Origin of the sequence: Streptomyces mutomycini, assembly GCF_001700505.1 — a bacterium.
Taxonomy (GTDB): Bacteria; Actinomycetota; Actinomycetes; order Streptomycetales; family Streptomycetaceae; genus Streptomyces; species Streptomyces mutomycini.
Genome location: NZ_MAPV01000077.1, coordinates 14,445 through 35,077, shown reverse-complemented (window position 1 = coordinate 35,077; position 20,633 = coordinate 14,445). Strand labels below are relative to the sequence as shown.

Here is a 20,633-nt window from a genome sequence, read left to right as displayed (position 1 = left end):
AGGGAGTCAGGGATGAGCGACCCCGGCAACTACGCGGGCAGCACCGACCGTAGTCTCGGACAACTGTTCGCCTCGGCCACTGCCGAGATGTCCGCCCTGGTGCACGACGAGATCGCCCTGGCCAAGGCCGAGGTGCGCCAGGACGTCAAGCGCGGCGTGACCGGAAGCGTGGCGTTCATCGTCACGGGCGTGCTGATCCTGTTCGCGATCCCGGTGCTGAGTTTCGCCGCGGCCTACGGGATCCACAATCTCGGGCTCGGTCTCGCCTGGTCGTTCCTGATCGTCGGCGGTGCGTTCATCCTTCTGGGGATCCTGCTCGCCCTCTTCGGGCTCGCCAAGTTCAAGAAGGTCAAGCCGCCGGAGAAGTCCATCGCTTCGGCCAAGCAGACCGCGGCGGTCCTGCAGGGCGTCAAGCCGCACCCCCGCCCCGTCACCGGCGCGCGTGCGATCGAGCAGGCACAGGGCAGCACGCTCGCGGACAGGGCCATCGAGAGCCGGCCTGTCCAGGACAAGGCGGTTCCTGTGACACGCTCGTCCACATGACCGACCCCGATTTCAGCGCATCCGGCCCGGCGGGGCAGCTGGGACCGGCTGCCGGTTCCGGCAGCCCTGTCCGACTCGACGGGCCTTGGACCCACCGTGATGTCGCGGCCAACGGCGCGCGCTTCCACATCGCCGAGCTCGGCGACGGGCCGCTGGTGCTGCTGCTGCACGGTTTCCCGCAGTTCTGGTGGACGTGGCGCCATCAGCTGACCGCCCTGGCCGACGCCGGATACCGCGCGGTCGCGATGGACCTCCGCGGGGTCGGCGGAAGCGACCGCACGCCCCGGGGCTACGACCCCGCGAACCTGGCGCTCGACGTCACCGGCGTCATCCGCTCGCTCGGCGAACCGGACGCGGCTCTCGTGGGGCATGACATGGGCGGCTATCTCGCCTGGACCGCTGCGGTCATGCGGCCCAAGCTCGTACGGCGGCTCGTCGTGTCGTCGATGCCGCATCCGCGCCGCTGGCGCTCGTCGATGCTCTCGGACCTCGCGCAGTCCCGGGCCGGCTCACACATCTGGGGCTTCCAGCGGCCGTGGGTTCCGGAGCGTCAGCTCGTGGCGGACGAAGCGGCCCTGGTGGGCCGTCTGATCCGCGACTGGTCGGGGCCGCGCACCGCTGACTTCCCCGACGACCGGACCGTGGACGTCTACCGGCGCGCGATGTGCATCCCGTCGACGGCACACTGCTCGATCGAGCCGTACCGCTGGATGGTGCGTTCGCTGGCGCGTCCGGACGGCGTGCAGTTCAACCGGCGGATGAAACGCCCGGTGCGCGTACCGACGCTGCACCTTCACGGCTCACTCGACCCGGCGATCCGGACCCGTAGCTCCGCGGGGTCCGGCGAGTACGTCGAAGCGCCGTACAGGTGGCGACTTTTCGACGGTCTGGGGCACTTCCCCCACGAGGAGGATCCGGCCGGCTTCTCGACCGAACTCATCAACTGGCTCAAGGACCCCGAGCCCGACCGGTAACCGTGGGGCACAGGTGTCCGACGAACAGCCAATTGCCCGCCGCATAAGCCAATTGGCTGACTCGCGCACGATTACCGACCTTGGGTCAGGGGCAGACGTCGGGTATGGGCTGGACGCGCGACTTCAATGACGCAGCACGCAATGACACAGCACGTAATCGCCGCTCGACCGCTGCCGCCGGTCCGAGCATTCACGAGGGGGACGGCTCCCGGAGCCGGGTGCACGATGTGAGCGACGTGAGCGCTTTCCATGATCTTCGGCTGGGCATTCCGCGCATCCTCCACCGCCGGGCCCGCTGGGTCTCGGCGCGCCTGCGCCATCCCCGTGGGTGACCCGGGGACCGCAGAGATACAAGCCACGCGCGGGGCCTCCCCGGGCTGTTGAGGCCCAGGGGTCCGCACGTGGCTCCTTGGGGCGGAGGCCTGCGTCGCCCGCGCCGCGCCCGGCCATGAGCCGGGCGCAGGACCTCAGAGCGCGCAGCCCTCGCTGTCGACCTCCTGGGCCGTTGACCTGCCGAGCTCGATGTCCTCGCGGATCTCGTCCGCCGTCAGCGCGTAACCCGTGTCCGGGTCGTCGAGCGACTTGGCGAACACCACTCCGTACACCTTGCCGTCCGGAGTGAGCAGCGGGCCACCGGAGTTGCCCTGGCGGACGGTCGCGAACAGCGAGTACACGTCACGGCGCACGGTGCCCCGGTGGTAGATGTCCGGGCCGTTGGCATCGATACGTCCCCGGATGCGGGCGGAGCGTACGTCGTAGGCGCCGTTCTCCGGGAAGCCGGCGACGATGGCGCTGTCACCGGTCTCCGCGTCCTTTTCGGTGTCCGTGAAGCGCAGCGGCTCGGCGTCCAGGTCCGGGACGTCCAGTACGGCGATGTCGCGCTGCCAGTCGTAGAGGACCACCTTGGCGTCGTAGAGCCGGCCCTCTCCACCGATCTGGACGGTCGGTTCGTCGACGCCGCCGACCACATGGGCGTTGGTCATCACACGGCGGTCGGAAAAGACGAAACCCGTCCCTTCGAGGACCTTGCCGCAGCTGGGCGCCATGCCGACCACCTTGACGATGGACTTCTTGGCACGGGTGGCGACGGGGCTGCCGGCGAGCGCCGGATCCGGAGGTTCGACCTCGGTGATGGGCTCGTTGGCGAAGGGGCTGAAGACCTGCGGGAAGCCGTTCTGCGCCAGGACGGAGGAGAAGTCCGTGAACCAGTTGGAGGCCTGATCGGGCATCACCCGGGAGACCCCGAGCAGTACCGAGGAACTGCGGACCGCCTTACCCAGCGTCGGCAGCGACGTACCGGCCAGCGCTGAGCCGATCAGCCAGGCCACCAGAAGCATGGCCACCACGTTGACCAGGGAGCCGCCGGTGGCGTCCAGGGCACGTGCGGGCGACCAGGTGATGTACCGGCGGAGTCTGTTGCCGAGGTGGGTGGTGAACGCCTGACCCACGGAGGCGCACACGATCACGATCACGACCGCGACGATGGCGGCGGCGGAGGAGACTTCCGATCCGTCGGTCGCCCGGTCCCAGATGACCGGCAGCAGGTACACGGCCACGAGGCCGCCGCCCAGGAAGCCGATCACGGACAGGATGCCAACGACGAAACCCTGGCGGTAGCCGATCACCGCGAACCACACGGCGCCGACGAGCAGCAGGATGTCCAGCACGTTCACCGTCTATAGCCTCGCAGATTCGTCACCTGGCCCGTCCGGTTCGACGGGGTCCGGGCCAGGCCCGGAACAGCGCAGCACGGGAGTCACCCTGTCATGCGCGCCAGTCGAGCGGCACCTGCCTGGTCCTGTCCCAGGGGCGTTCCCACCCCGCGAAGTGCACAATCCTGTCGATCACACCGGCGGTGAATCCCCAGACCAGGGCGGATTCGACCAGAAATGCGGGCCCTTGGTGTCCGCTCGGGTGGACGGCTGTCGCCCGGTTTGCCGGGTCCGTGAGATCCGCCACGGGGGCGGTGAAGACCCGCGCGGTCTCGGCCGGATCGACGACGCCCACCGGGCTCGGGGTCCGCCACCAGCCCAGCACCGGCGTGACGACGAAGCCGCTCACCGGAATGTAGAGCCGGGGCAGCACGCCGAAGAGCTGGACACCGCCCGGATCAAGACCCGTCTCCTCCTCGGCCTCCCGCAGCGCGGCCCTGAGCGGCCCGGTGGTCGTGTGGTCGCCGTCCTCGGGATCGAGTGAGCCTCCGGGGAAGGACGGCTGTCCGGGGTGGGAACGCAGGGAGCCGGAACGCTCCATCAGGAGCAGCTCCGGACCGCGCTCGCCCTCACCGAAGAGCACCAGGACGGCTGACTGCCGCCCTGCACCGCTCTCGGGCGGCAGGAAGCGGCTGAGCTGCCGGGCCTGCACGGTCCGCGCCGCCCGGGCCACGGGCTCGAGCCAGGCGGGCAGGCCGTCGGCGGAGACGGTGAGGGCGTCGTCGTGCAGCGCGCCCGTCCCGGCGTCGGCCGCGTCGGCCGCGGCCCGTGTGCTCTGTGCGTGCGTCATGGGCACCCCCGTCGTTCCAACGCCTTTCGTCGGCCATTTCGTTCCGTCCTGGCCCGGTCCGCGGGCCGGGAAGGAACCGCTCGCGCCTCGCCCCTGCAGGCCACCGATGACGCCCCGGCCCCGGAAGCGCTGATCAGCGGCGCACCCGGGGCGCGGAACAGCGGCGCACCCGGGGCGCGGAACAGCGCCGCACCCGAGACCGTGAACAGCGCCGCGCGACGGCCGCTCACCCGGCTCCCAGCGGCGGGGCCGGGCTGCCCGGATAGTCCGGGGGCGGGCTGAGACGCTGGCCCGGATGGCCGCCCATCTCGTACTTCAGGAGCTTCTTCGCCTTCTCGGGATCCGTCTCCCCCTCTCCGTAGGCGGGACAGAGGGAGGCGATCGGGCAGGCGCCGCAGGCGGGCTTGCGGGAGTGGCAGATGCGGCGGCCGTGGAAGACCACGCGGTGCGACAGCATCGTCCATTCGCTCTTCGGGAAGATCTCGGCGATCTCCGCCTCGACCTTCTCCGGATCCTCCTGCTCGGTCCACTTCCAGCGGCGGACCAGCCGCCCGAAGTGGGTGTCCACCGTGATGCCCGGCACACCGAAGGCGTTGCCGAGGACGACGTTGGCCGTCTTGCGCCCGACGCCGGGCAGCTTCACGAGATCCGCCAGCCGGCCGGGGACCTCTCCGCCGAAGTCGTCCCTCAGGGCGGCGGACAGGCCCATCAGGGACCGCGCCTTCGCCCGGAAGAAGCCGGTCGGCCGGATGATCTCCTCCAGCCTCTCGGGAACGGCGGCGGCCATGTCCTCTGGCGTCGGGTAGGCGGCGAACAGCGCCGGGGTCGTCTGGTTGACCCTCAGGTCGGTGGTCTGGGCCGAGAGGACCGTGGCCACCAGGAGTTCGAAGGGATTACGGAAATCCAGCTCGGGGTGGGCATACGGATAGACCTCGGCGAGCTCTCGGTTGATCCGGCGGGCGCGGCGGACCATCGCGAGATGCGATTCCGGCTTCGCGGGCTTGCCCGGTGCCGCTCCCGCCGACCGCTTTGCGGCGTTTCTCGTACTTCGTGCGGCCTGTTCGCCCACAGCGGAATTCCTGTCTCCCGACACCCCATCAGCCCCCTCGGCCTGCGCTCTCACCGGCGTTCTGGACACTCGGCCAGCCTAGAGCTACGGACTGACATCCGCCCCGGTCACCGCGTATCCACGCCCGATCGGCCCCCTGCCGTAGGGTCCGGCACGCCCGTACGTCAAACTGGTTTGTGATCGATCGCACTGTTTTACCGTCCGGCATCATGGAAACCACGCTTCCCTGAACAGGCCGACAAGGAGAGAACTCGTGGACGACGTTCTGCGGCGCGCCCCGCTTTTCGCGGCGCTCGATGACGAGCAGGCCGCGGAGCTCCGCGCCTCGATGAGTGAGGTGACCCTCGCACGCGGCGACGCGCTGTTCCACGAGGGCGACCCGGGCGACCGCCTGTACGTGGTCACCGAGGGCAAGGTGAAGCTCCACCGCACCTCGCCCGACGGGCGGGAGAACATGCTGGCCGTCCTCGGCCCCGGCGAGCTGATCGGGGAACTGTCGCTCTTCGACCCGGGCCCGCGCACCGCGACCGCGAGCGCGCTCACCGAGGTCAAGCTCCTCGGTCTCGGGCACGGAGACCTCCAGCCCTGGCTGAACGCGCGCCCCGAGGTGGCCACCGCGCTGCTGCGCGCCGTCGCCCGGCGCCTGCGCAAGACCAACGACCAGATGTCCGATCTGGTCTTCTCCGACGTGCCGGGCCGTGTCGCCCGAGCACTCCTCGACCTGTCGCGCCGCTTCGGCGTGCAGTCGGAGGAGGGCATCCACGTGGTGCACGACCTGACGCAGGAAGAGCTGGCCCAGCTGGTCGGTGCCTCCCGCGAGACCGTCAACAAGGCACTCGCGGACTTCGCGGGCCGCGGCTGGCTGCGCCTCGAAGCGCGCGCCGTGATCCTGCTGGACGTGGAGCGGCTGGCCAAGCGTTCCCGCTGACGCCTCGGCCGCGTGAGCGGCAGCGGAAAAGGCCCCACCCGCCGGTGGGGCCTTTCCCTTGCGTCACGGGACCGGCCCGGGTCAGATCAGGCCGTGCTCGGTCAGGTACTCCAGCTGGGCCCGCACCGACAGCTCCGCCGCCGGCCAGAGGGAACGGTCCACATCCGCGTACACCGCGGCCACCACCCCGGCGGGCGTCCGGTGCCCCGCCTCCACGGCCGTCTCGACCTGAGCCAGGCGGTGCGCGCGATGGGCCAGGTAGAACTCGACGGCGCCCTGTGCGTCCTCCAGCACCGGCCCGTGCCCCGGGAGCACCGTGTGCACCCCGTCGTCGACCGTCAGCGAGCGCAGCCGCCGCAGGGTGTCCAGGTAGTCGCCGAGCCTGCCGTCCGGGTGGGCGACGAGGGTCGTGCCGCGCCCCAGGATCGTGTCGCCCGTCAGCACGGCCCGGTCTGCGGGCAGATGGAAGGACAGCGAGTCCGCCGTGTGCCCCGGGGTGGGGACGACACGGAGTTCGAGCCCTCCCGTCGTGATCACGTCGCCGGCGGTCAGCCCCTCGTCGCCCAGGCGCAGCGCCACGTCCAGAGCACGCACCTTCGTCCGCGTGAGCCCGGCGAACCGGGCGGCGCCCTCCGCGTGGTCGGGGTGTCCGTGCGTGAGGAGGGTGAGGCCGACGCGCCTGCCCGCCCTCTCCACCGTGTCGACGACTGCCCGCAGATGTACGTCGTCCAGCGGTCCGGGGTCGATCACGACCGCGAGGTCGGAGTCCGGTTCCGCGACGATCCAGGTGTTCGTGCCGTCCAGCGTCATCGGCGAGGCGTTGGGGGCCAGGACGTTGACCGTACGGGTGGTGGCGGGTCCCGGGAGGACACCGCCGCGGGGCTGTCCGGGCAGTGCGGCCGCGTCGCTCACGAGAGGTTCCCGTCCGTGCCGTCGGCCGTGGGAGGAGACGCGGCCGGGGGAATGTGCTTGGTGAACTCATCGTGTCCCGGCCAGCTCAGCACCAGCTCGTCACCCTCCATACGGGCCTCTGCCAGCACGGGAGCCAGGTCCTGGGAGTCCGCTGCCCCCAATGCCTCCGCAGCCGTCCCGTACGGCCTCAGCGCCCGCAGGGTGGCCACGGTGGGCGGCATCATCAGGAGTTCGCCCCTGTCGTAGCCGTCGGCGGCGTCACCGGGGCGGATCCAGACCGTCCGGTCGGCCTCGGTGGAGGCGTTCCGGGTCCGCTGGCCCTCCGGGAGGGCGGCCACGAAGAACCAGGTGTCGTAACGGCGCGGTTCGAAGGCCGGGGTGATCCAGCGCGCCCATGCCGCCAGGAGGTCGGAGCGCAGGACCAGTCCCCGGCGGTCCAGGAAGCCGGCGAAGGACAGTTCCCGGGCTACGAGCGCCTCGCGGTCGGCCTCCCAGTCGGCACCCGTCGTGTCGCTCACGACGGTGTCGGCGGTCGGCCCGGCGAGCAGGACGCCCGCCTCCTCGTACGTCTCACGCACCGCCGCGCAGACGACCGCCTGCGCCTCGGCGGCCGTGTCGACGCCCAGGCGGCCGGCCCAGGTGTCCAGGGACGGTCCCGCCCAGCCCACGAGGTGGTCGTCGTCCCGCGGGTCGACCCCGCCACCCGGATAGGCGTACGCGCCGCCGGCAAATGCCATGGAGGTGCTCCGGCGCAGCATGTGGACGGCGGGACCGGTGGCGCCTTCCCCTGTCGTGGCGTCCCGGAGCAGCATCACCGTGGCCGCCCGCTTCGGGGTCACGGCTGACAACTCGCCGCTGGCGAGAGCCCTGATCCGGGCGGGCCATTCCGGTGGGTACCACTGACCGTTCGACATGGCCGGAGGCTATCCGGAACCGCGCCGATGTTCGAGGGGCCCCGGCATCGGTGTCTGCCCCTTACACGCATGGCCCGGCGCGACCGCCCCGAACGCACGATGCCGCCCGGTCGTGGGACCGGGCGGCATCGTGGAGGCACGCGGATCAGGCGTCGACGAGCTCGACCTGGACCTCGACCTCGACAGGTGCGTCGAGCGGCAGCACCGCCACGCCCACGGCGCTGCGGGCGTGCACGCCCTTGTCGCCCAGCACCGCGCCCAGCAGCTCGCTCGCGCCGTTGATCACTCCGGGCTGCCCGGTGAAGTCGGAGGCGGAGGCGACGAAGCCCACGACCTTCACGACCCGCGCGATCCGGTCCAGGTCGCCGGCGACCGACTTCACTGCCGCCAGGGCGTTCAGCGCGCAGGTCTTCGCCAGCTCCTTGGCCTCGTCGGGCGTCACCTCGGCGCCGACCTTGCCGGTCACCGCGAGCTTGCCGTCGACCATCGGGAGCTGACCGGAGGTGTAGACGTACACCCCGGACCGCACGGCCGGCTGGTAGGAGGCGAGCGGCGGTACGACGTCCGGCAGGGCGAGGCCGAGTTCGGCGAGCTTCGCCTCGACGGCGCCCGCCACTACGGCTTCTCCCGCTTCAGGTAGGCCACCAGCTGCTCGGGGTTGTTCGGGCCCGGAACGACCTGGACGAGCTCCCAGCCGTCCTCGCCCCAGGTGTCCAGGATCTGCTTGGTCGCGTGCACGAGAAGGGGCACAGTCGCGTATTCCCACTTGGTCATGAGCCGACTGTAATGCCTGGCACACACGGTCCCGTGCGTAGCCTGCCCGCTGACTGGTTAGGCTCGAAGGCGTGAGCAGGTTCCAGGTCGTCAGCGGCAAGGGCGGGACCGGTAAGACCACGGTCGCCGCCGCACTCGCGCTCGCCCTCGCGACCGAGGGCAGGCGCACTCTCCTCGTCGAGGTCGAGGGCAGGCAGGGCATCGCCCAGCTCTTCGAGACCGATGCCCTCCCCTACGAGGAACGCAGGATCGCCGTGGCTCCCGGCGGCGGCGAGGTCCACGCGCTGGCGATCGACGCCGAGCGCGCGCTCCTGGACTACCTCCAGATGTTCTACAAGCTGGGGAGTGCGGGCCGGGCGCTCAAGAAGCTCGGCGCGATCGACTTCGCCACCACCATCGCTCCGGGGGTCCGGGACGTCCTGCTGACCGGCAAGGCCTGCGAGGCCGTACGCCGCAAGGACAAGCAGGGCAGCTTCGTCTACGACTACGTGATCATGGACGCGCCCCCCACCGGCCGCATCACCCGCTTCCTCAACGTGAACGACGAGGTGGCGGGCCTGGCCAGGATCGGCCCGATACACAATCAGGCGCAGGCCGTGATGCGGGTCCTGAAGTCCCCCGAGACCGCCGTCCACCTGGTGACGCTCCTGGAGGAGATGCCGGTCCAGGAGACCGCGGACGGCATCGCCGAGCTGCGGGCCGCCGAACTGCCCGTGGGCCGGGTCGTGGTCAACATGGTCCGGCCCCACCTGCTGGACGAGGACGCACTGCGTACGGCGTCGGGGGGCCGGCGCAAGGAGATCGCGAAGGCGCTCACCAGGGCCGGTGTGACGGGTTCCGCCGGGCTGGTCCGGCCGCTGGTCACGCAGGCCGCCGAGCATGCCCAGCGGGTCGGCCTGGAGCGTGAGCAGCGCGCGGTGCTGGCCGGGCTGGGACTTCCCATGGCCGAGCTCCCGCTGATGGGCGAGGGAGTGGGCCTGTCCGCGCTGCACGAGCTGGCGGAGGAGTTCCGCAAGCAGGGAGTCGGCGACGAGACCGCGGACGCGGCGGGGCAGACGCCCCGGGGCGGCAGGCCACGCGGCTCCGGACGAGGGGTGGGGTCATGACGCCGAGCACGGACGTCGCAGCGGGTCTGGAGACCGACGCGCTCCTGGACGACCCCGAGATCCGTATCGTCGTGTGCTGCGGATCCGGCGGCGTGGGCAAGACCACGACCGCGGCGGCGCTCGGGGTGCGGGCGGCCGAGCGGGGCCGCAAGGTCGTCGTCCTCACGATCGACCCGGCCCGCCGGCTCGCCCAGTCCATGGGCATCGACCGGCTGGACAACATCCCGCGCCGGGTCGAGGACATCGAGGGCGACGGCGAGCTGCACGCCATGATGCTCGACATGAAGCGCACCTTCGACGAGACCGTCGAGGCGCACACGGACGCCGAGCGGGCACGAGCGATCCTGGACAACCCCTTCTACCAGTCGCTCTCGGCCGGTTTCGCGGGCACGCAGGAATACATGGCGATGGAGAAGCTCGGACAGCTGCGGGCGCGCGACGAGTGGGACCTGATCATCGTCGACACCCCGCCGTCCCGTTCCGCACTGGACTTCCTGGACGCGCCGAAACGTCTCGGCTCCTTCCTGGACGGCAAGTTCATCCGGCTGCTGATCGCCCCGGCGAAGATCGGCGGACGGGCCGGGATGAAATTCCTCAACGTCGGCATGTCGATGATGACGGGGACCCTCGGCAAGCTGCTCGGCGGACAGTTCCTGCGCGACGTACAGACCTTCGTCGCGGCGATGGACTCGATGTTCGGCGGATTCCGTACCCGGGCCGACGCGACGTACAAGCTGCTCCAGGCGCCCGGCACGGCATTCCTCGTGGTGGCGACGCCTGAGCGGGACGCGCTGCGCGAAGCCGCGTACTTCGTGGAACGGCTGGCCGCCGAGGAGATGCCGCTGGCCGGCCTGGTCCTCAACCGGGTGCACGGCAGCGAGGCCGCACGGCTCTCCGAGGAGCGGGCGCTGGCAGCCGCAGAAAATCTTGAAAGCGTCGGCATTGTGGATCAGGCGGCCGGGAAGGCTGGCCTTGGTGACCCGGCGGACCCGGTGGCCGCCACCTCTCCCGAAACGCCGGAGTCGCCGCTCTCCCCCGAGCACGGCAACGAGCCCTCCACGCACGAGCCACCACAGCAGGAGCCGCACGAGCACGACCGGACCTCAGACACCCCCGCGCCTCACGGCCGTGGCGACAAGTCCTCTGACCCGTCCGGGCCACCCACGCACACGGAAGCAGACAGGCACGACACACCTGCCACGGACACCGCGTCCGTCCAGGTATCCGTCGAGGTGTCCGTCGAGCAGCTGACCGCAGGTCTGCTGCGGCTGCACGCCGAGCGGATGCAGGTCGTCGCGCGCGAGCAGCACACCCGCGACAGCTTCACCACGCTCCACCCCGAGGTCCTGGTGACCGAGGTGGCCGCGCTGCCCGGTGACGTGCACGACCTGGCAGGCCTCAGGGCCGTAGGGGAACTGCTGGCGACCGGTTCCGCTTCCACCCCGGCCGGAGCTTCGTAGCACCGACAGGACGCCCGCGGGCAGCCCTCGCGGCTACCCCACGGCGGCGAACGTCTCGTGCAGTTCGTCATCGTGCAGTCCGTCGGCACGCAGGCCGTCGTCCAGGCCCGCCGCTGCGGGCAGCATGCCTGTGGACCGCTCGTACTCACTGCGGGCGGTCTCCAGCAGGCGGCGCCAGGACGTGACGGTGGGCCGACGGCGCAGCAACGCGCGGCGCTCCCGCTCTGTCATCCCGCCCCACACGCCGAACTCGACGCGATGGTCCAGCGCGTCGGCCAGGCATTCGGTCCGCACCGGGCATCCGGTGCACACCGCCTTGGCCCTGTTCTGCGCTGCCCCTTGTACGAACAATTCATCCGGATCGGTAGTGCGGCAGGCTGCCTGCGCACTCCAGTCGGTTACCCAGCCCATCCCGGCGCCGTCCTCTCCCGAATCGAGGCTCCCCCACGGCGACAGCGGCATATTCACCGTTGCCAGTTGAGGACGTTACGGAAGGTGGCGACAGCACAACACCCCCTTCGGGCCCAATCTTGGATGGCCCGAACGGACTATGCGTACGCGGCAGATCACCCAGAGGAGTGACGGGAGGACATGCGGGACCTTCCCGACGGAATCGGGACAGAAACCCCAAGTCGCAACGGACATTCAGTTACACACGAGGCGAATTCGGGAGCGCCACGACAGCTGGCTGAATTCCGTTGAGGGCCGTGCAGGGGGGTTGATGCAAATTCGGACTGCTGTGACAGTTGAGAGCAGCTTAGGCCAAGGCCTATACGCGTGTCCGGCGAATGAGAACGTAGGCTGCCCCCATGCCAAAGAAGCGCTCAGGCGGGGGTCTCACGACGACCCAGCAGGCCGCCAAGTTCCTCGGTGTCGCCGCACTCTCCGGAGCTGTACTGGCCGGCATCGCACTGCCGGCCGCAGGCGCACTGGGGCTCGCAGCCAAGGGAACGGTCGAGGGATTCGACGAGATCCCTTCGAACCTCAAGACCCCGCCACTGAGCCAGAGGATCAAGATCCTGGACAACGAGGGCGGGCTGATCGCGACGGACTACTCGCGCGACCGGACCGTCGTCCCGCTCAAGGACATCTCGCCGTACATGCAGGACGCGATCGTCGCGATCGAGGACTCGCGGTTCTACCAGCACGGCGCGGTGGACCTCAAGGGCATCCTGCGCGCGATGAACCGCAACGTGCAGGAGGGCGGTGCCGCGCAGGGCGCCTCGACGCTCACTCAGCAGTACGTGAAGAACGTCTTCGTGGAGGAGGCGGGCGACGACCCGGACAAGGTCGCCGAGGCCACCCAGCAGACCCTGGGCCGCAAGGTCCGTGAGCTGAAGTACGCGATCCAGGTCGAGGAAGAGCTCGGCAAGAAGAAGATCCTGGAGAACTACCTCAACATCACGTTCTTCGGGCAGCAGGCCTACGGCGTCGAGGCCGCCTCGCAGCGTTACTTCTCCAAGCACGCCAAGGACCTCAAGCTGGAGGAGGCGGCGATGCTGGCCGGCCTCGTCCAGTCGCCGACCCGGTACGACCCGGTCAACGACGCGGAGGAGGCGACCAAGCGCCGCAACATCGTGCTCCAGCGCATGGCGGCCGTCGGCAACATCTCGCAGGACGAGGCCGACAAGGCTGTCGCGGCCCCCATCGAGCTGAAGGTCAGCAAGCCGAACAGCGGCTGCATCACAGCCGTCAGCGGCGCCGGGTTCTTCTGCGACTACGTGCGCAAGACCGTCCTGACCGACCCGTCCTTCGGGAAGACGCCGGAGGAGCGCTCGAAGCTCTGGGCCCTCGGCGGTCTGACCGTCAAGACCACTCTCTCGCCGCGCGCGCAGAAGGCGGCCAACGAGGCCGCGACCTCGAAGGTCCACAAGGACGACAAGGTCGCCGCCTCGGTGGTGCAGGTCGAGCCCGGTACCGGCAAGATCCTCTCGATGGGCCAGTCCAGGCCCTACGGCCTGGACCAGAAGAAGAACGAGACGGTGCTGAACCTCGCCGTCAGCAACAAGCTGGGCGGCAGCACCTACGGCTTCCAGGTCGGCTCGACCTTCAAGCCGATCACGGCCGCCGCGGCACTGGAGAAGGGCATCAGCCCGGCGCAGAGCTACAGCTCCGACTGGAAGATCTCGGTGCCGATGAACTCCTATCGGAACTGCGCGGGATCGCCTGTCGGAAGCGGGAACTGGGACCTCCAGAACGAGATGGAGTCCGAGAAGGGCGCCTTCGACATGACGAGCGCGCTCGGCAAGTCGATCAACACCTACTTCGCCAAACTGGAACAGCAGGCCGGGCTGTGCGAGACGGTCACCATGGCGAAGAAGCTCGGCTACGAGCGGGGCGACGGCAAGCCCGTCTCGGACAACAACCCGTCGATCACCCTGGGCGGCACGGAGAGCACTCCGCTCGGCATGGCCGCCTCGTACGCGGCGTTCGCCAACCGCGGCACGTTCTGCACGCCGATCGCCATCGAGGCCATCACCGACGCGAACGGCAAGAAGCTCGGCGTACCCAAGTCCTCGTGCTCGCGGGCGATGAGCGAGAAGACGGCCGACACCCTCAACCAGATGCTCAAGGGCGTCGTGGAGGACGGGACCGGCACCCAGGCCGGCTTGACGGACCGCGACAACGCGGGCAAGACCGGTACCACCAACGACCGCGTGGACGCATGGTTCGTCGGCTACACGCCGAACCTGTCCACGGCCGTGTGGGTGGGTGCGGACGTCGGCAAGAAGGTGCCGATGTACAACATCACCATCGGCGGCCAGTACTACGACAAGGTCTGCGGTGGCTGCCTTCCCGGTCCCATCTGGAAGACGGCGATGACCGGGGCACTGACCGCCTCGGAGACCCCGGCCTTCAACCCGATCTCGGTGCCGCGCGCCAAGGAGAAGGCCAAGGACAAGGGCCGCGGCGGGGACACGGGCGGCGGGAACGAGAACGACAAGCCCGGCGGCGACCCCATCGGCGGCATCACCCTGCCGCCCGGCTTCATCGGCGGGAACGACGGCGGGCGCGGCGGCGGCAACGGCCGCTGACCGTACGGTCCACCCGGACGACGTCATAAGTGAAGGAGGGGCGCCCCCGGCCGGGGGCGCCCCTCCTTCACTTCACGCATCGGCCTCTCAGCCCGCGAGCAGCTTCTTCACCGTGGCGGCGACCCGGCCGCCCTCGGCGAGCCCTGCCACCTTCGGGTTGACGATCTTCATGACGGCGCCCATCGCGCGCGGCCCCTCGGCACCGGCGGCCTTCGCCTCCCCGACAGCCTGCGCGACGATCGCGTTCAGCTCGTCGTCGGACAGCTGCTTGGGCAAGTACGCGTCGAGCAGCTCACCCTCGGCCCTCTCCCGCTCGGCCTGCTCCGTCCGGCCGCCCTGTGCGAAGGCCTCGGCCGCCTCGCGGCGCTTCTTCGCCTCCTTGGCGATCACCTTCTGCACCTCGTCGTCGGAGAGCTCGCGCGACGTCTTGCCGCTGACCTCTTCCTTGGTGATCGCGGTCAGGGTGAGCCGGAGGGTGGACGAGGTGAGCTCGTCACGCGCCTTCATGGCCGTGGTGAGGTCTTCCTTGAGCTTGGACTTGAGCGTGGTCATGCGGTGATTGTGACAGGTACGGGGCACCCGTCGCCCGCCTGTTTTCGTCCCACCGCATCGTTTCTGCGACGATGGGCCCATGCGCGCACGCTACGGAGTACCCCTGAAAGTCACGGCAGTCGGCGCAGCGGTCGGTGCCGCCGGCCTCGTCTACGCGGCCGGATTCGAGGCACGCTCGTTCCGCCTCCGCCGGATCGCGGTTCCCGTACTCCCCCAAGGAGCACGCCCGTTGCGCGTACTCCAGATCTCCGACGTCCACATGGTGAGCGGCCAGCGCAAGAAGCGCGCCTGGCTGCAGTCGCTGGCGGGCCTGCGCCCGGACTTCGTGGTGAACACCGGCGACAACCTCTCCGACCCGGAGGCGGTGCCCGAGCTGCTCGACGCGCTCGGCCCGCTGATGGAGTACCCCGGGGTCTACGTCTTCGGTTCCAACGACTACTACGGCCCGAAGCTGCGCAACCCGGTCCGCTATCTCCTGGAGAAGACCCAGGGCAAGCACGGGCTCAACGGGAACGCGCCGGCGGTCGACGTCGTCCACAACCCGTGGGAGCCGATGCGGGACGCCTTCGACGAGGCCGGCTGGCTGAACCTCTCCAACACCAGGGGCCGGATCAAGGCCGACGGGCTGGAGATCGCCTTCACCGGCCTTGACGACCCCCACATCAAGCGGGACCGTTACGCCGAGGTCGCCGGTGGCCCCGAGGCGGACGCCGACCTCTCGGTCGGCGTGGTCCACGCCCCGTACCTGCGCTCCCTGGACGCCTTCACGGCGGACGGTTACCCCCTGGTCCTGGCCGGTCACACCCACGGCGGGCAGCTCTGCATCCCCTTCTACGGCGCTCTCGTCACCAACTGCGACCTGGACACGGACCGGGTGAAGGGCCTCTCCAGCCACACGGTCGGCGACCGTCGCGCCTACCTCCACGTCTCGGCGGGCTGCGGCACGAACCGCTACACCCCGGTGCGCTTCGCCTGCCCGCCCGAGGCGACCCTGCTGACGCTCACGCCCCGCGACTGAAGCCCCTGCCCTGCACAAAACCGGATTTCGCCTCCGGGCGCCGGTGGGCTAAAGTAATCGGTGTCGCCGGGACAACCGGTGGACATCGGGGTGTAGCGCAGCTTGGCAGCGCGCTTCGTTCGGGACGAAGAGGTCGTGGGTTCAAATCCCGCCACCCCGACAGCTGAAACACCAGGTCAGGGGCCTGATCCGCTTAGCGGGTCGGGCCCCTGACTCGTTCCTGGAGGCGTCTCCCACGCAGCAGAACGGCGGCGAACGGCTCAGCCCGCCCGGGAGCCGCTGAGGATTCCGGGAGCCCGTCCGGGAGCCGAACCGCTCCCCGAGCCCCTTCCGGACCACCCGGACATCAGGCTGCTACCGCCGGGATCAGGCCGGAACAGTTTCGCCACCCGGGTCCCTCTCGCCCGGAAGAAGAGTAGCCCGCCGCAGGTCGCGCCGAAGTGGCTACCGCGGCTCGCTCCGGAGCCTCTGTCCGCAAGCGGCGGAGCATCACCGGGACGCGATTCCGGGTCCCGGTCACGGCCTCGGCGCGGCCCTCGCAATGCACTATTCAATTTCTTTGGCGCATCATCTAGGGTTGCCATCATGGCGAATCAGATTGCAACCGGTCCGAAGCTTCTGGAATACGTCAGGGAGTTCTCTCTCAGGGAGGACGACATTCTGCGCGACCTGCGGCAGTTGACCGCGGAGTTACCCCATGGCGAAGCGATGCAGGTCATGCCGGAAGAAGGACAGCTCCTCGCGTTCCTGATCGCGTCGGCCGGGGTCGTCGACGTGCTGGAACTCGGCACCTTCACCGGCTACAGCACCCTGTGCATGGCCCGCGCCCTTCCGCCGCACGGGCGGTTGATCACCTGTGACATCACCGACCGATGGCCGGAGATCGGCGCCGATCACTGGCGGCGCGCGGGCGTTTCCGGGCGTATAGATCTTCGCATCGGCGCGGCGGCCGACCTTCTTGAGAAAATGCTCGCCGACGGTTATTCCGACCGCTTCGGTCTCGTTTTCATCGATGCCGACAAAGCGAATTATCCTCGGTATTACGAACTGGCACTGCGGCTTGTGCGGCCGGGCGGAATGGTGGTGGTGGACAACACGCTTTTCTTCGGCCGGGTCATCGACCCTCTCGCCGACGACGCGGACACCACCGGTGTCCGTGAGGTCAATGCCACGATCCGCGACGACCGGCGGGTCGATGTCTGCATGCTCCCGATGGCCGACGGCATCACTCTGGTCCGCCGCAGGTGATCACTGCCGGTGGCTGCGGGACCGGGCCCACCGGCCGGCCCGGGCCAGGCACCGTCAGCACTCAGTCCGGGAGTCCCGCCCGGGTCGGCGCCAGGTCGGTCATGTCCGGAGCGATCAGCCGGACCGTCGTCGGAGGCTCCCGCCGCTCGGCGGTGAGGTGCAGCAGCAGGACGTCCTCACCGGAACTCTCCGGGATCTCGTCCCGGCAGTCGCAGGACTGCTCGTCGAAGCCCGCGAACCGGTAGGCGATCTCCATCACCCGGTTGCGGTCGGTGGCGCGGAAGTCCGCCAGCAGATGGACACCGGCCAGGGCGGCCTGGTCGACCAGCCAGTTCAGGATGATCGTGCCGGCGCCGAACGCCACCACACGGCACGAGGTGGCGAGCAGCTTGAGGTGCCACGCCCGTCCGTGCTTCTCGAGCAGCACCACGCCCACTGCGCCGTGCGGCCCGAAGCGGTCGGTGAGTGTCGTGACCAGAACCTCATGGCTCGGGAGGGTGAGGAGCGCGCGCAGCACCTCGTCCGGGTAATGCACCCCGGTCGCGTTCATCTGGCTGGTGCGCAGGGTCAGTTCCTCGACCCGTGACAGTTCCTCGTCCGTGGCCCGCCCGATGCGCATCACCATGTCCAGCGAGCGGAGGAAGTCCTCGGACGAACCGGCGAACCGCTCCCGCTCATCCGTACGCCGGAAGCCGGCCTGGTACATCGTCCGGCGCTGTCGCGAGTCGACGGTCACCGACCTCGGGCTGAACTCGGGCAGGGACAGCAGTGTCGTCGCGTCCTGTGCCGCGTAACAGCGCACCTCGGGCAGGTGGAAGGCGACCTCAGCCCGCTCGGCCGGCTGGTCGTCGATGAACGCGAGGGTGCCGGGAGCGAAATCCAGCCGGTCGGCGATCCGGCGTACCGCGTCCGACTTGGGCCCCCAGCCGATCTCCGGGACGACGAAGTAGTCGGCGATGCCGAGGGCCTCCAGCCGTGCCCAGGCGATGTCATGGTCGTTGCGGCTGCACACCGACTGCAGAACACCCCGGGCGTCCAGGCCGACGATCACCTCACGGTTCGCCTCGGACAGGACGACGTTCTCGTCCTCCAGCAGCGTGCCGTGCCAGAGCGTGTTGTCGAGGTCCCAGACCAGGCACTTCACGGTCCCGGGCGGGACCGCCGGCGCGGTGTCGCTCATGTTCGGCTCCTTGTGATGACGTCCTGGTGTCGACGTCGTGGTGCGTGACGTCCCGGTGATGACGTTCGGTGGCCACGGGTGAGGTCACCGGCGGCTGAGCGCGTGGTCGGCCAGGATCAGCTGGCACATCTCGTCGCTGCCCTCGATGATCTCCATGAGCTTGGCGTCGCGGTACGCCCGCGCGACGAGGTGACCGTCCCGCGCCCCGGCCGACGCGAGCACCTGCACCGCGGTGGCCGCGCCCCTGGCCGCGTGCCCGGCACTGACGTACTTCGCCAGTACGACGGCGGTGACCAGGTCCGGGGCGTTCTCGTCCCAGCAGCGGCTTGCGTACTCGCAGGCCCGGGTGGCGACCTGTTCGGCGGTCCACAGGTCGGCCAGGTGCCGGGCGACGAGCTGGTGCTGCCCCAGCGGTCGGCCGAACTGGTGGCGGGAGCGGGCGTGGCCGACGGCCGCGCTCACGCAGGCCCGCAGGATTCCGGCACACCCCCACGCGACCGAGATCCGGCCGTACGCCAGGGCCGTCGTCACCAGCAGGGACAGCGGCTGCCGCCCGCCACCCAGCAGGCTGTCGAGCGGCAACCGCACGTCGTCGAGCAGGACCTCCGCGTGCCCGGCAGCCCGGCAGCCCAGAGGATCCGGCACCGGCCGCACCTGGACGCCGGGGGCGTTGCGGGGCACCACCACCACGGCACCGTCCTCGCCCATCCGGGCGGCGACGAGGAAGAGATCGGCGTACTCGGCTGCGGTCACCCACTTCTTCCGGCCGGTGAGCGACAGGGTGTCGCCGTCGACGGTGACGCTGGTCGCGATGGCCGACAGGTCGCTGCCCGCCTGCGGTTCGCTGAAGGCCACGGCCGCCGTGTCACCCGAGGTCAGCCGGGGCAGCAGATCCGACGCCTGATCCGGGTCACCGAGCCGTTCGACGGTCCACGCGGCCATGCCCTGCGAGGTCATGACGCTCCGCAGCGAGCTGCACAGGCTGCCGACATGAGCGGTGAACTCGCCGCTGTCCGCGCTGCTCCATCCAGGTCCGCCGTACCTCGCCGGAACCTGGGCGGTGAGGTGTCCGGCCGCACCGAGTTCCCGCACCACGTCTTCGGGCAGCCGGCCCGCCCGGTCCCAGCCGGACGCCCGGTCGCCGACCAGTTCGGTGACCGCCGCGGCCGCCGCGGCGACGGCGTCACGCACCGGGACCGCCGGCCGGCTGCCGGAGCCGTTCGACCAGTGCGCCCATCCGCTGGACGGTGCGGAAGTTGTCCATCCGCAGGTCGGCGCCGCGGATGGCGATGCCGTACGTCCTCTCCAGATGCACCACCAGCTCCATGGCGAAGATCGAGGACAGGCCCCCGTTACCGAAGACGTCCGCGTCGGTCGCCCAGTCCCTCCCCGTGTGCTTCGCCAGGAATCGCAGCAGGTCCGTCCGGACCCTGCCGGCGTCGCCGGCGGGTTCCGGCACCGGATGGTCGGGTGACGTGGTCATGTCTTTTCTCCCTCGTACTCGTAGAAGCCGCGCCCGCTCTTGCGGCCGAGGTGGCCGGCCCGCACCATCTCCAGCAGCACGTCGCAGGGGCGGCAGCCTTCGTCGCCGGTCCGGCCGTGCAGCACCCACAGCGAGTCGACCAGGTTGTCCAGCCCGATGAGATCGGCGGTGCGCAGCGGCCCCGTCGGATGACCCAGACATCCCTGCATGAGCCGGTCGACCGACTCGGCGTCGGCGGTGCCCGCCGCCACCACCCGGACCGCATCGTTGATCATGGGATGCAGGATCCTGCTGGTGACGAAACCCGGCGCGTCCGCGACGACGACCGGCTCCCGGCGCAGCGCGGCGAGCAGCGCCCGCAGCGCGTCCAGGGTCGCCTCGCCGGTCCGCGTACCCCGGATGACCTCGACCGTCCGGATCAGGTAGGGCGGATTCATGAAGTGGGTGCCGATGAGGTCCTCCGGCCTTGCCGCCGCCCGGGCCAGCTCGTCGATGGGGATCGCCGACGTGTTCGAGATGATGGGGGTGCCGGGCGCGACCAGGGCGGACACGTCCGCGAGGACCTTCGCCTTCGCGTCGGCGTCCTCGGTGACCGCCTCGATCACCGCGGTGGGCGCCGCGTCGCCGGCCGTCACCAGATCGGCGAGCGACAGGCAGGTGCCGAGAGCGCCGGGGGCCACCCCGTCCGGCAGGGCGCCCATCAGCTGCGCCGTCCGCACCTGGTGGCCGATCCTCGCCGGTGCCTCGTCCAGCCGGCGCCGGTCCAGGTCGACCAGCGACACCGCGATCCCGTGCCCGACGGCCAGCGCGGCGATGCCCGACCCCATCACCCCCGCTCCGAGCACAGCCAGTCGCAGCCCGGCGCCGGGCGTACCGCTCTCCGCTGCCATGTCGTCCCTCTTTCGGTCCCGGCCCGGCCGGGAGGCTCCCGGGCT

The 20,633-nt window shown here is 70.1% G+C and carries 22 protein-coding genes and 1 tRNA gene; 10 read left to right on the top strand and 13 right to left on the bottom strand.

Annotation, left to right across the window (positions count from 1 at the left end):
- The first annotated feature begins 12 nt into the window (after window positions 1–12).
- From BFF76_RS12025 to BFF76_RS33740, 3 genes are all read left to right on the top strand, one after another.
- Window positions 13–543 (top strand): phage holin family protein, encoded by a 531-nt coding sequence (locus BFF76_RS12025; protein WP_031090874.1) that lies wholly within the window; start codon window positions 13–15, stop codon window positions 541–543.
- Window positions 540–1,517 (top strand): alpha/beta fold hydrolase, encoded by a 978-nt coding sequence (locus tag BFF76_RS12020; RefSeq protein ID WP_031090873.1) that lies wholly within the window; start codon window positions 540–542, stop codon window positions 1,515–1,517. Before BFF76_RS12025 ends, BFF76_RS12020 begins: the two co-directional genes overlap by 4 nt.
- A gap of 104 nt (window positions 1,518–1,621) precedes the next feature.
- On the top strand, window positions 1,622–1,849 hold the full coding sequence (locus BFF76_RS33740; protein ID WP_078850500.1) for a hypothetical protein: 228 nt from the start codon (window positions 1,622–1,624) through the stop codon (window positions 1,847–1,849).
- A gap of 135 nt (window positions 1,850–1,984) precedes the next feature.
- Here the strand turns inward: BFF76_RS33740 and BFF76_RS12015 are convergent, their stop codons facing one another.
- The 3 genes from BFF76_RS12015 to nth all read right to left on the bottom strand — a co-directional run bounded on the left by BFF76_RS12015 (window position 1,985) and on the right by nth (window position 5,088).
- Window positions 1,985–3,190, bottom strand: coding sequence for a MarP family serine protease (locus BFF76_RS12015; RefSeq protein WP_031090872.1), 1,206 nt, complete (start codon window positions 3,188–3,190; stop codon window positions 1,985–1,987).
- 91 nt (window positions 3,191–3,281) lie between these two features.
- Window positions 3,282–4,019 carry an NUDIX hydrolase gene (locus BFF76_RS12010; protein ID WP_053929464.1) on the bottom strand — a complete coding sequence of 246 codons (738 nt, stop codon included), beginning with the start codon at window positions 4,017–4,019 and terminating at the stop codon, window positions 3,282–3,284.
- Between the two features lie 226 nt (window positions 4,020–4,245).
- On the bottom strand, window positions 4,246–5,088 hold the full coding sequence (gene nth, locus BFF76_RS12005; protein ID WP_042836160.1) for an endonuclease III: 843 nt from the start codon (window positions 5,086–5,088) through the stop codon (window positions 4,246–4,248).
- A 253-nt stretch (window positions 5,089–5,341) separates the two neighbouring features.
- On the opposite strand from nth, the gene BFF76_RS12000 reads away from it, so the two are divergent.
- A complete protein-coding gene (locus BFF76_RS12000) occupies window positions 5,342–6,016 on the top strand; it encodes a Crp/Fnr family transcriptional regulator (protein WP_031090867.1) in 675 nt (224 codons plus the stop codon).
- An 81-nt stretch (window positions 6,017–6,097) separates the two neighbouring features.
- Here BFF76_RS12000 and BFF76_RS11995 read toward each other — a convergent pair whose 3' ends face one another.
- From BFF76_RS11995 to BFF76_RS32240, 4 genes are all read right to left on the bottom strand, one after another.
- Entirely contained in the window at window positions 6,098–6,928 is an 831-nt protein-coding gene (locus tag BFF76_RS11995; protein ID WP_031090865.1) for an MBL fold metallo-hydrolase, read from the bottom strand.
- Complete coding sequence (locus BFF76_RS11990) at window positions 6,925–7,842, bottom strand: NUDIX hydrolase (protein ID WP_065848180.1); 918 nt, start codon at window positions 7,840–7,842, stop codon at window positions 6,925–6,927. The genes BFF76_RS11995 and BFF76_RS11990 overlap by 4 nt, the downstream gene beginning before the upstream one ends.
- A gap of 145 nt (window positions 7,843–7,987) precedes the next feature.
- Window positions 7,988–8,458, bottom strand: coding sequence for a RidA family protein (locus BFF76_RS11985; protein WP_031090861.1), 471 nt, complete (start codon window positions 8,456–8,458; stop codon window positions 7,988–7,990).
- A complete protein-coding gene (locus BFF76_RS32240; RefSeq protein WP_019992579.1) occupies window positions 8,458–8,616 on the bottom strand; it encodes a Sp36 family protein in 159 nt (52 codons plus the stop codon). Before BFF76_RS32240 ends, BFF76_RS11985 begins: the two co-directional genes overlap by 1 nt.
- A 71-nt stretch (window positions 8,617–8,687) precedes the next feature.
- Between BFF76_RS32240 and bagA the strand changes: the two genes are divergently transcribed.
- Complete coding sequence (bagA, locus tag BFF76_RS11980; protein WP_031090859.1) at window positions 8,688–9,722, top strand: ATPase BagA; 1,035 nt, start codon at window positions 8,688–8,690, stop codon at window positions 9,720–9,722.
- Window positions 9,719–11,182: an ATPase BagB gene (gene bagB, locus BFF76_RS11975; RefSeq protein ID WP_065848179.1), complete on the top strand. Its 1,464-nt coding sequence runs from the start codon at window positions 9,719–9,721 to the stop codon at window positions 11,180–11,182. Before bagA ends, bagB begins: the two co-directional genes overlap by 4 nt.
- Before the next feature lie 33 nt (window positions 11,183–11,215).
- Here bagB and BFF76_RS11970 read toward each other — a convergent pair whose 3' ends face one another.
- Window positions 11,216–11,593 (bottom strand): WhiB family transcriptional regulator, encoded by a 378-nt coding sequence (locus BFF76_RS11970; protein ID WP_031090856.1) that lies wholly within the window; start codon window positions 11,591–11,593, stop codon window positions 11,216–11,218.
- A gap of 398 nt (window positions 11,594–11,991) precedes the next feature.
- Here BFF76_RS11970 and BFF76_RS11965 point away from each other — a divergent pair, with 398 nt between their 5' ends.
- Complete coding sequence (locus BFF76_RS11965) at window positions 11,992–14,217, top strand: transglycosylase domain-containing protein (protein ID WP_053929466.1); 2,226 nt, start codon at window positions 11,992–11,994, stop codon at window positions 14,215–14,217.
- 87 nt (window positions 14,218–14,304) lie between these two features.
- Here the strand turns inward: BFF76_RS11965 and BFF76_RS11960 are convergent, their stop codons facing one another.
- Window positions 14,305–14,769: a GatB/YqeY domain-containing protein gene (locus BFF76_RS11960; RefSeq protein ID WP_031090851.1), complete on the bottom strand. Its 465-nt coding sequence runs from the start codon at window positions 14,767–14,769 to the stop codon at window positions 14,305–14,307.
- Window positions 14,770–14,848: 79 nt separating this feature from the next.
- Between BFF76_RS11960 and BFF76_RS11955 the strand changes: the two genes are divergently transcribed.
- The 3 genes from BFF76_RS11955 (at window position 14,849) to BFF76_RS11945 (ending at window position 17,035) form a co-directional block, all read left to right on the top strand.
- Window positions 14,849–15,787: a metallophosphoesterase gene (locus BFF76_RS11955; RefSeq protein ID WP_031090849.1), complete on the top strand. Its 939-nt coding sequence runs from the start codon at window positions 14,849–14,851 to the stop codon at window positions 15,785–15,787.
- An 86-nt stretch (window positions 15,788–15,873) separates the two neighbouring features.
- Window positions 15,874–15,947: transfer RNA gene (locus tag BFF76_RS11950), tRNA-Pro, on the top strand.
- A 425-nt stretch (window positions 15,948–16,372) separates the two neighbouring features.
- Window positions 16,373–17,035 (top strand): O-methyltransferase, encoded by a 663-nt coding sequence (locus BFF76_RS11945; RefSeq protein WP_031090847.1) that lies wholly within the window; start codon window positions 16,373–16,375, stop codon window positions 17,033–17,035.
- Between the two features lie 61 nt (window positions 17,036–17,096).
- On the opposite strand, the gene BFF76_RS11940 is transcribed toward BFF76_RS11945, so the two are convergent.
- The 4 genes from BFF76_RS11940 to BFF76_RS11925 all read right to left on the bottom strand — a co-directional run bounded on the left by BFF76_RS11940 (window position 17,097) and on the right by BFF76_RS11925 (window position 20,588).
- Window positions 17,097–18,215 carry an HAD-IIIC family phosphatase gene (locus BFF76_RS11940; protein WP_065848178.1) on the bottom strand — a complete coding sequence of 373 codons (1,119 nt, stop codon included), beginning with the start codon at window positions 18,213–18,215 and terminating at the stop codon, window positions 17,097–17,099.
- A gap of 84 nt (window positions 18,216–18,299) precedes the next feature.
- A complete protein-coding gene (locus BFF76_RS11935) occupies window positions 18,300–19,406 on the bottom strand; it encodes an acyl-CoA dehydrogenase family protein (RefSeq protein ID WP_065848177.1) in 1,107 nt (368 codons plus the stop codon).
- Window positions 19,399–19,698, bottom strand: a complete 300-nt coding sequence (locus tag BFF76_RS11930) for an acyl carrier protein (protein WP_065848176.1) — start codon at window positions 19,696–19,698, stop codon at window positions 19,399–19,401. The genes BFF76_RS11935 and BFF76_RS11930 overlap by 8 nt, the downstream gene beginning before the upstream one ends.
- On the bottom strand, window positions 19,695–20,588 hold the full coding sequence (locus BFF76_RS11925) for a 3-hydroxyacyl-CoA dehydrogenase family protein (RefSeq protein WP_053929468.1): 894 nt from the start codon (window positions 20,586–20,588) through the stop codon (window positions 19,695–19,697). The genes BFF76_RS11930 and BFF76_RS11925 overlap by 4 nt, the downstream gene beginning before the upstream one ends.
- Window positions 20,589–20,633: the final 45 nt, after the last annotated feature.

What these genes read in the sequence shown, in the direction of transcription:
- BFF76_RS11960 (WP_031090851.1), bottom strand. Translation starts at nt 14,769, where the DNA reads ATGACCACGCTCAAGTCCAAGCTCAAGGAAGACCTCACCACGGCCATG.
- BFF76_RS32240 (WP_019992579.1), bottom strand. Translation starts at nt 8,616, where the DNA reads ATGACCAAGTGGGAATACGCGACTGTGCCCCTTCTCGTGCACGCGACC.
- bagB (WP_065848179.1), top strand. Translation starts at nt 9,719, where the DNA reads ATGACGCCGAGCACGGACGTCGCAGCGGGTCTGGAGACCGACGCGCTC.
- BFF76_RS11930 (WP_065848176.1), bottom strand. Translation starts at nt 19,698, where the DNA reads ATGACCACGTCACCCGACCATCCGGTGCCGGAACCCGCCGGCGACGCC.
- BFF76_RS11965 (WP_053929466.1), top strand. Translation starts at nt 11,992, where the DNA reads ATGCCAAAGAAGCGCTCAGGCGGGGGTCTCACGACGACCCAGCAGGCC.
- BFF76_RS12010 (WP_053929464.1), bottom strand. Translation starts at nt 4,019, where the DNA reads ATGACGCACGCACAGAGCACACGGGCCGCGGCCGACGCGGCCGACGCC.
- BFF76_RS11925 (WP_053929468.1), bottom strand. Translation starts at nt 20,588, where the DNA reads ATGGCAGCGGAGAGCGGTACGCCCGGCGCCGGGCTGCGACTGGCTGTG.
- BFF76_RS12020 (WP_031090873.1), top strand. Translation starts at nt 540, where the DNA reads ATGACCGACCCCGATTTCAGCGCATCCGGCCCGGCGGGGCAGCTGGGA.
- BFF76_RS33740 (WP_078850500.1), top strand. Translation starts at nt 1,622, where the DNA reads ATGGGCTGGACGCGCGACTTCAATGACGCAGCACGCAATGACACAGCA.
- BFF76_RS11990 (WP_065848180.1), bottom strand. Translation starts at nt 7,842, where the DNA reads ATGTCGAACGGTCAGTGGTACCCACCGGAATGGCCCGCCCGGATCAGG.
- BFF76_RS11970 (WP_031090856.1), bottom strand. Translation starts at nt 11,593, where the DNA reads ATGGGCTGGGTAACCGACTGGAGTGCGCAGGCAGCCTGCCGCACTACC.
- BFF76_RS11940 (WP_065848178.1), bottom strand. Translation starts at nt 18,215, where the DNA reads ATGAGCGACACCGCGCCGGCGGTCCCGCCCGGGACCGTGAAGTGCCTG.
- BFF76_RS12025 (WP_031090874.1), top strand. Translation starts at nt 13, where the DNA reads ATGAGCGACCCCGGCAACTACGCGGGCAGCACCGACCGTAGTCTCGGA.
- BFF76_RS11945 (WP_031090847.1), top strand. Translation starts at nt 16,373, where the DNA reads ATGGCGAATCAGATTGCAACCGGTCCGAAGCTTCTGGAATACGTCAGG.
- BFF76_RS11955 (WP_031090849.1), top strand. Translation starts at nt 14,849, where the DNA reads ATGCGCGCACGCTACGGAGTACCCCTGAAAGTCACGGCAGTCGGCGCA.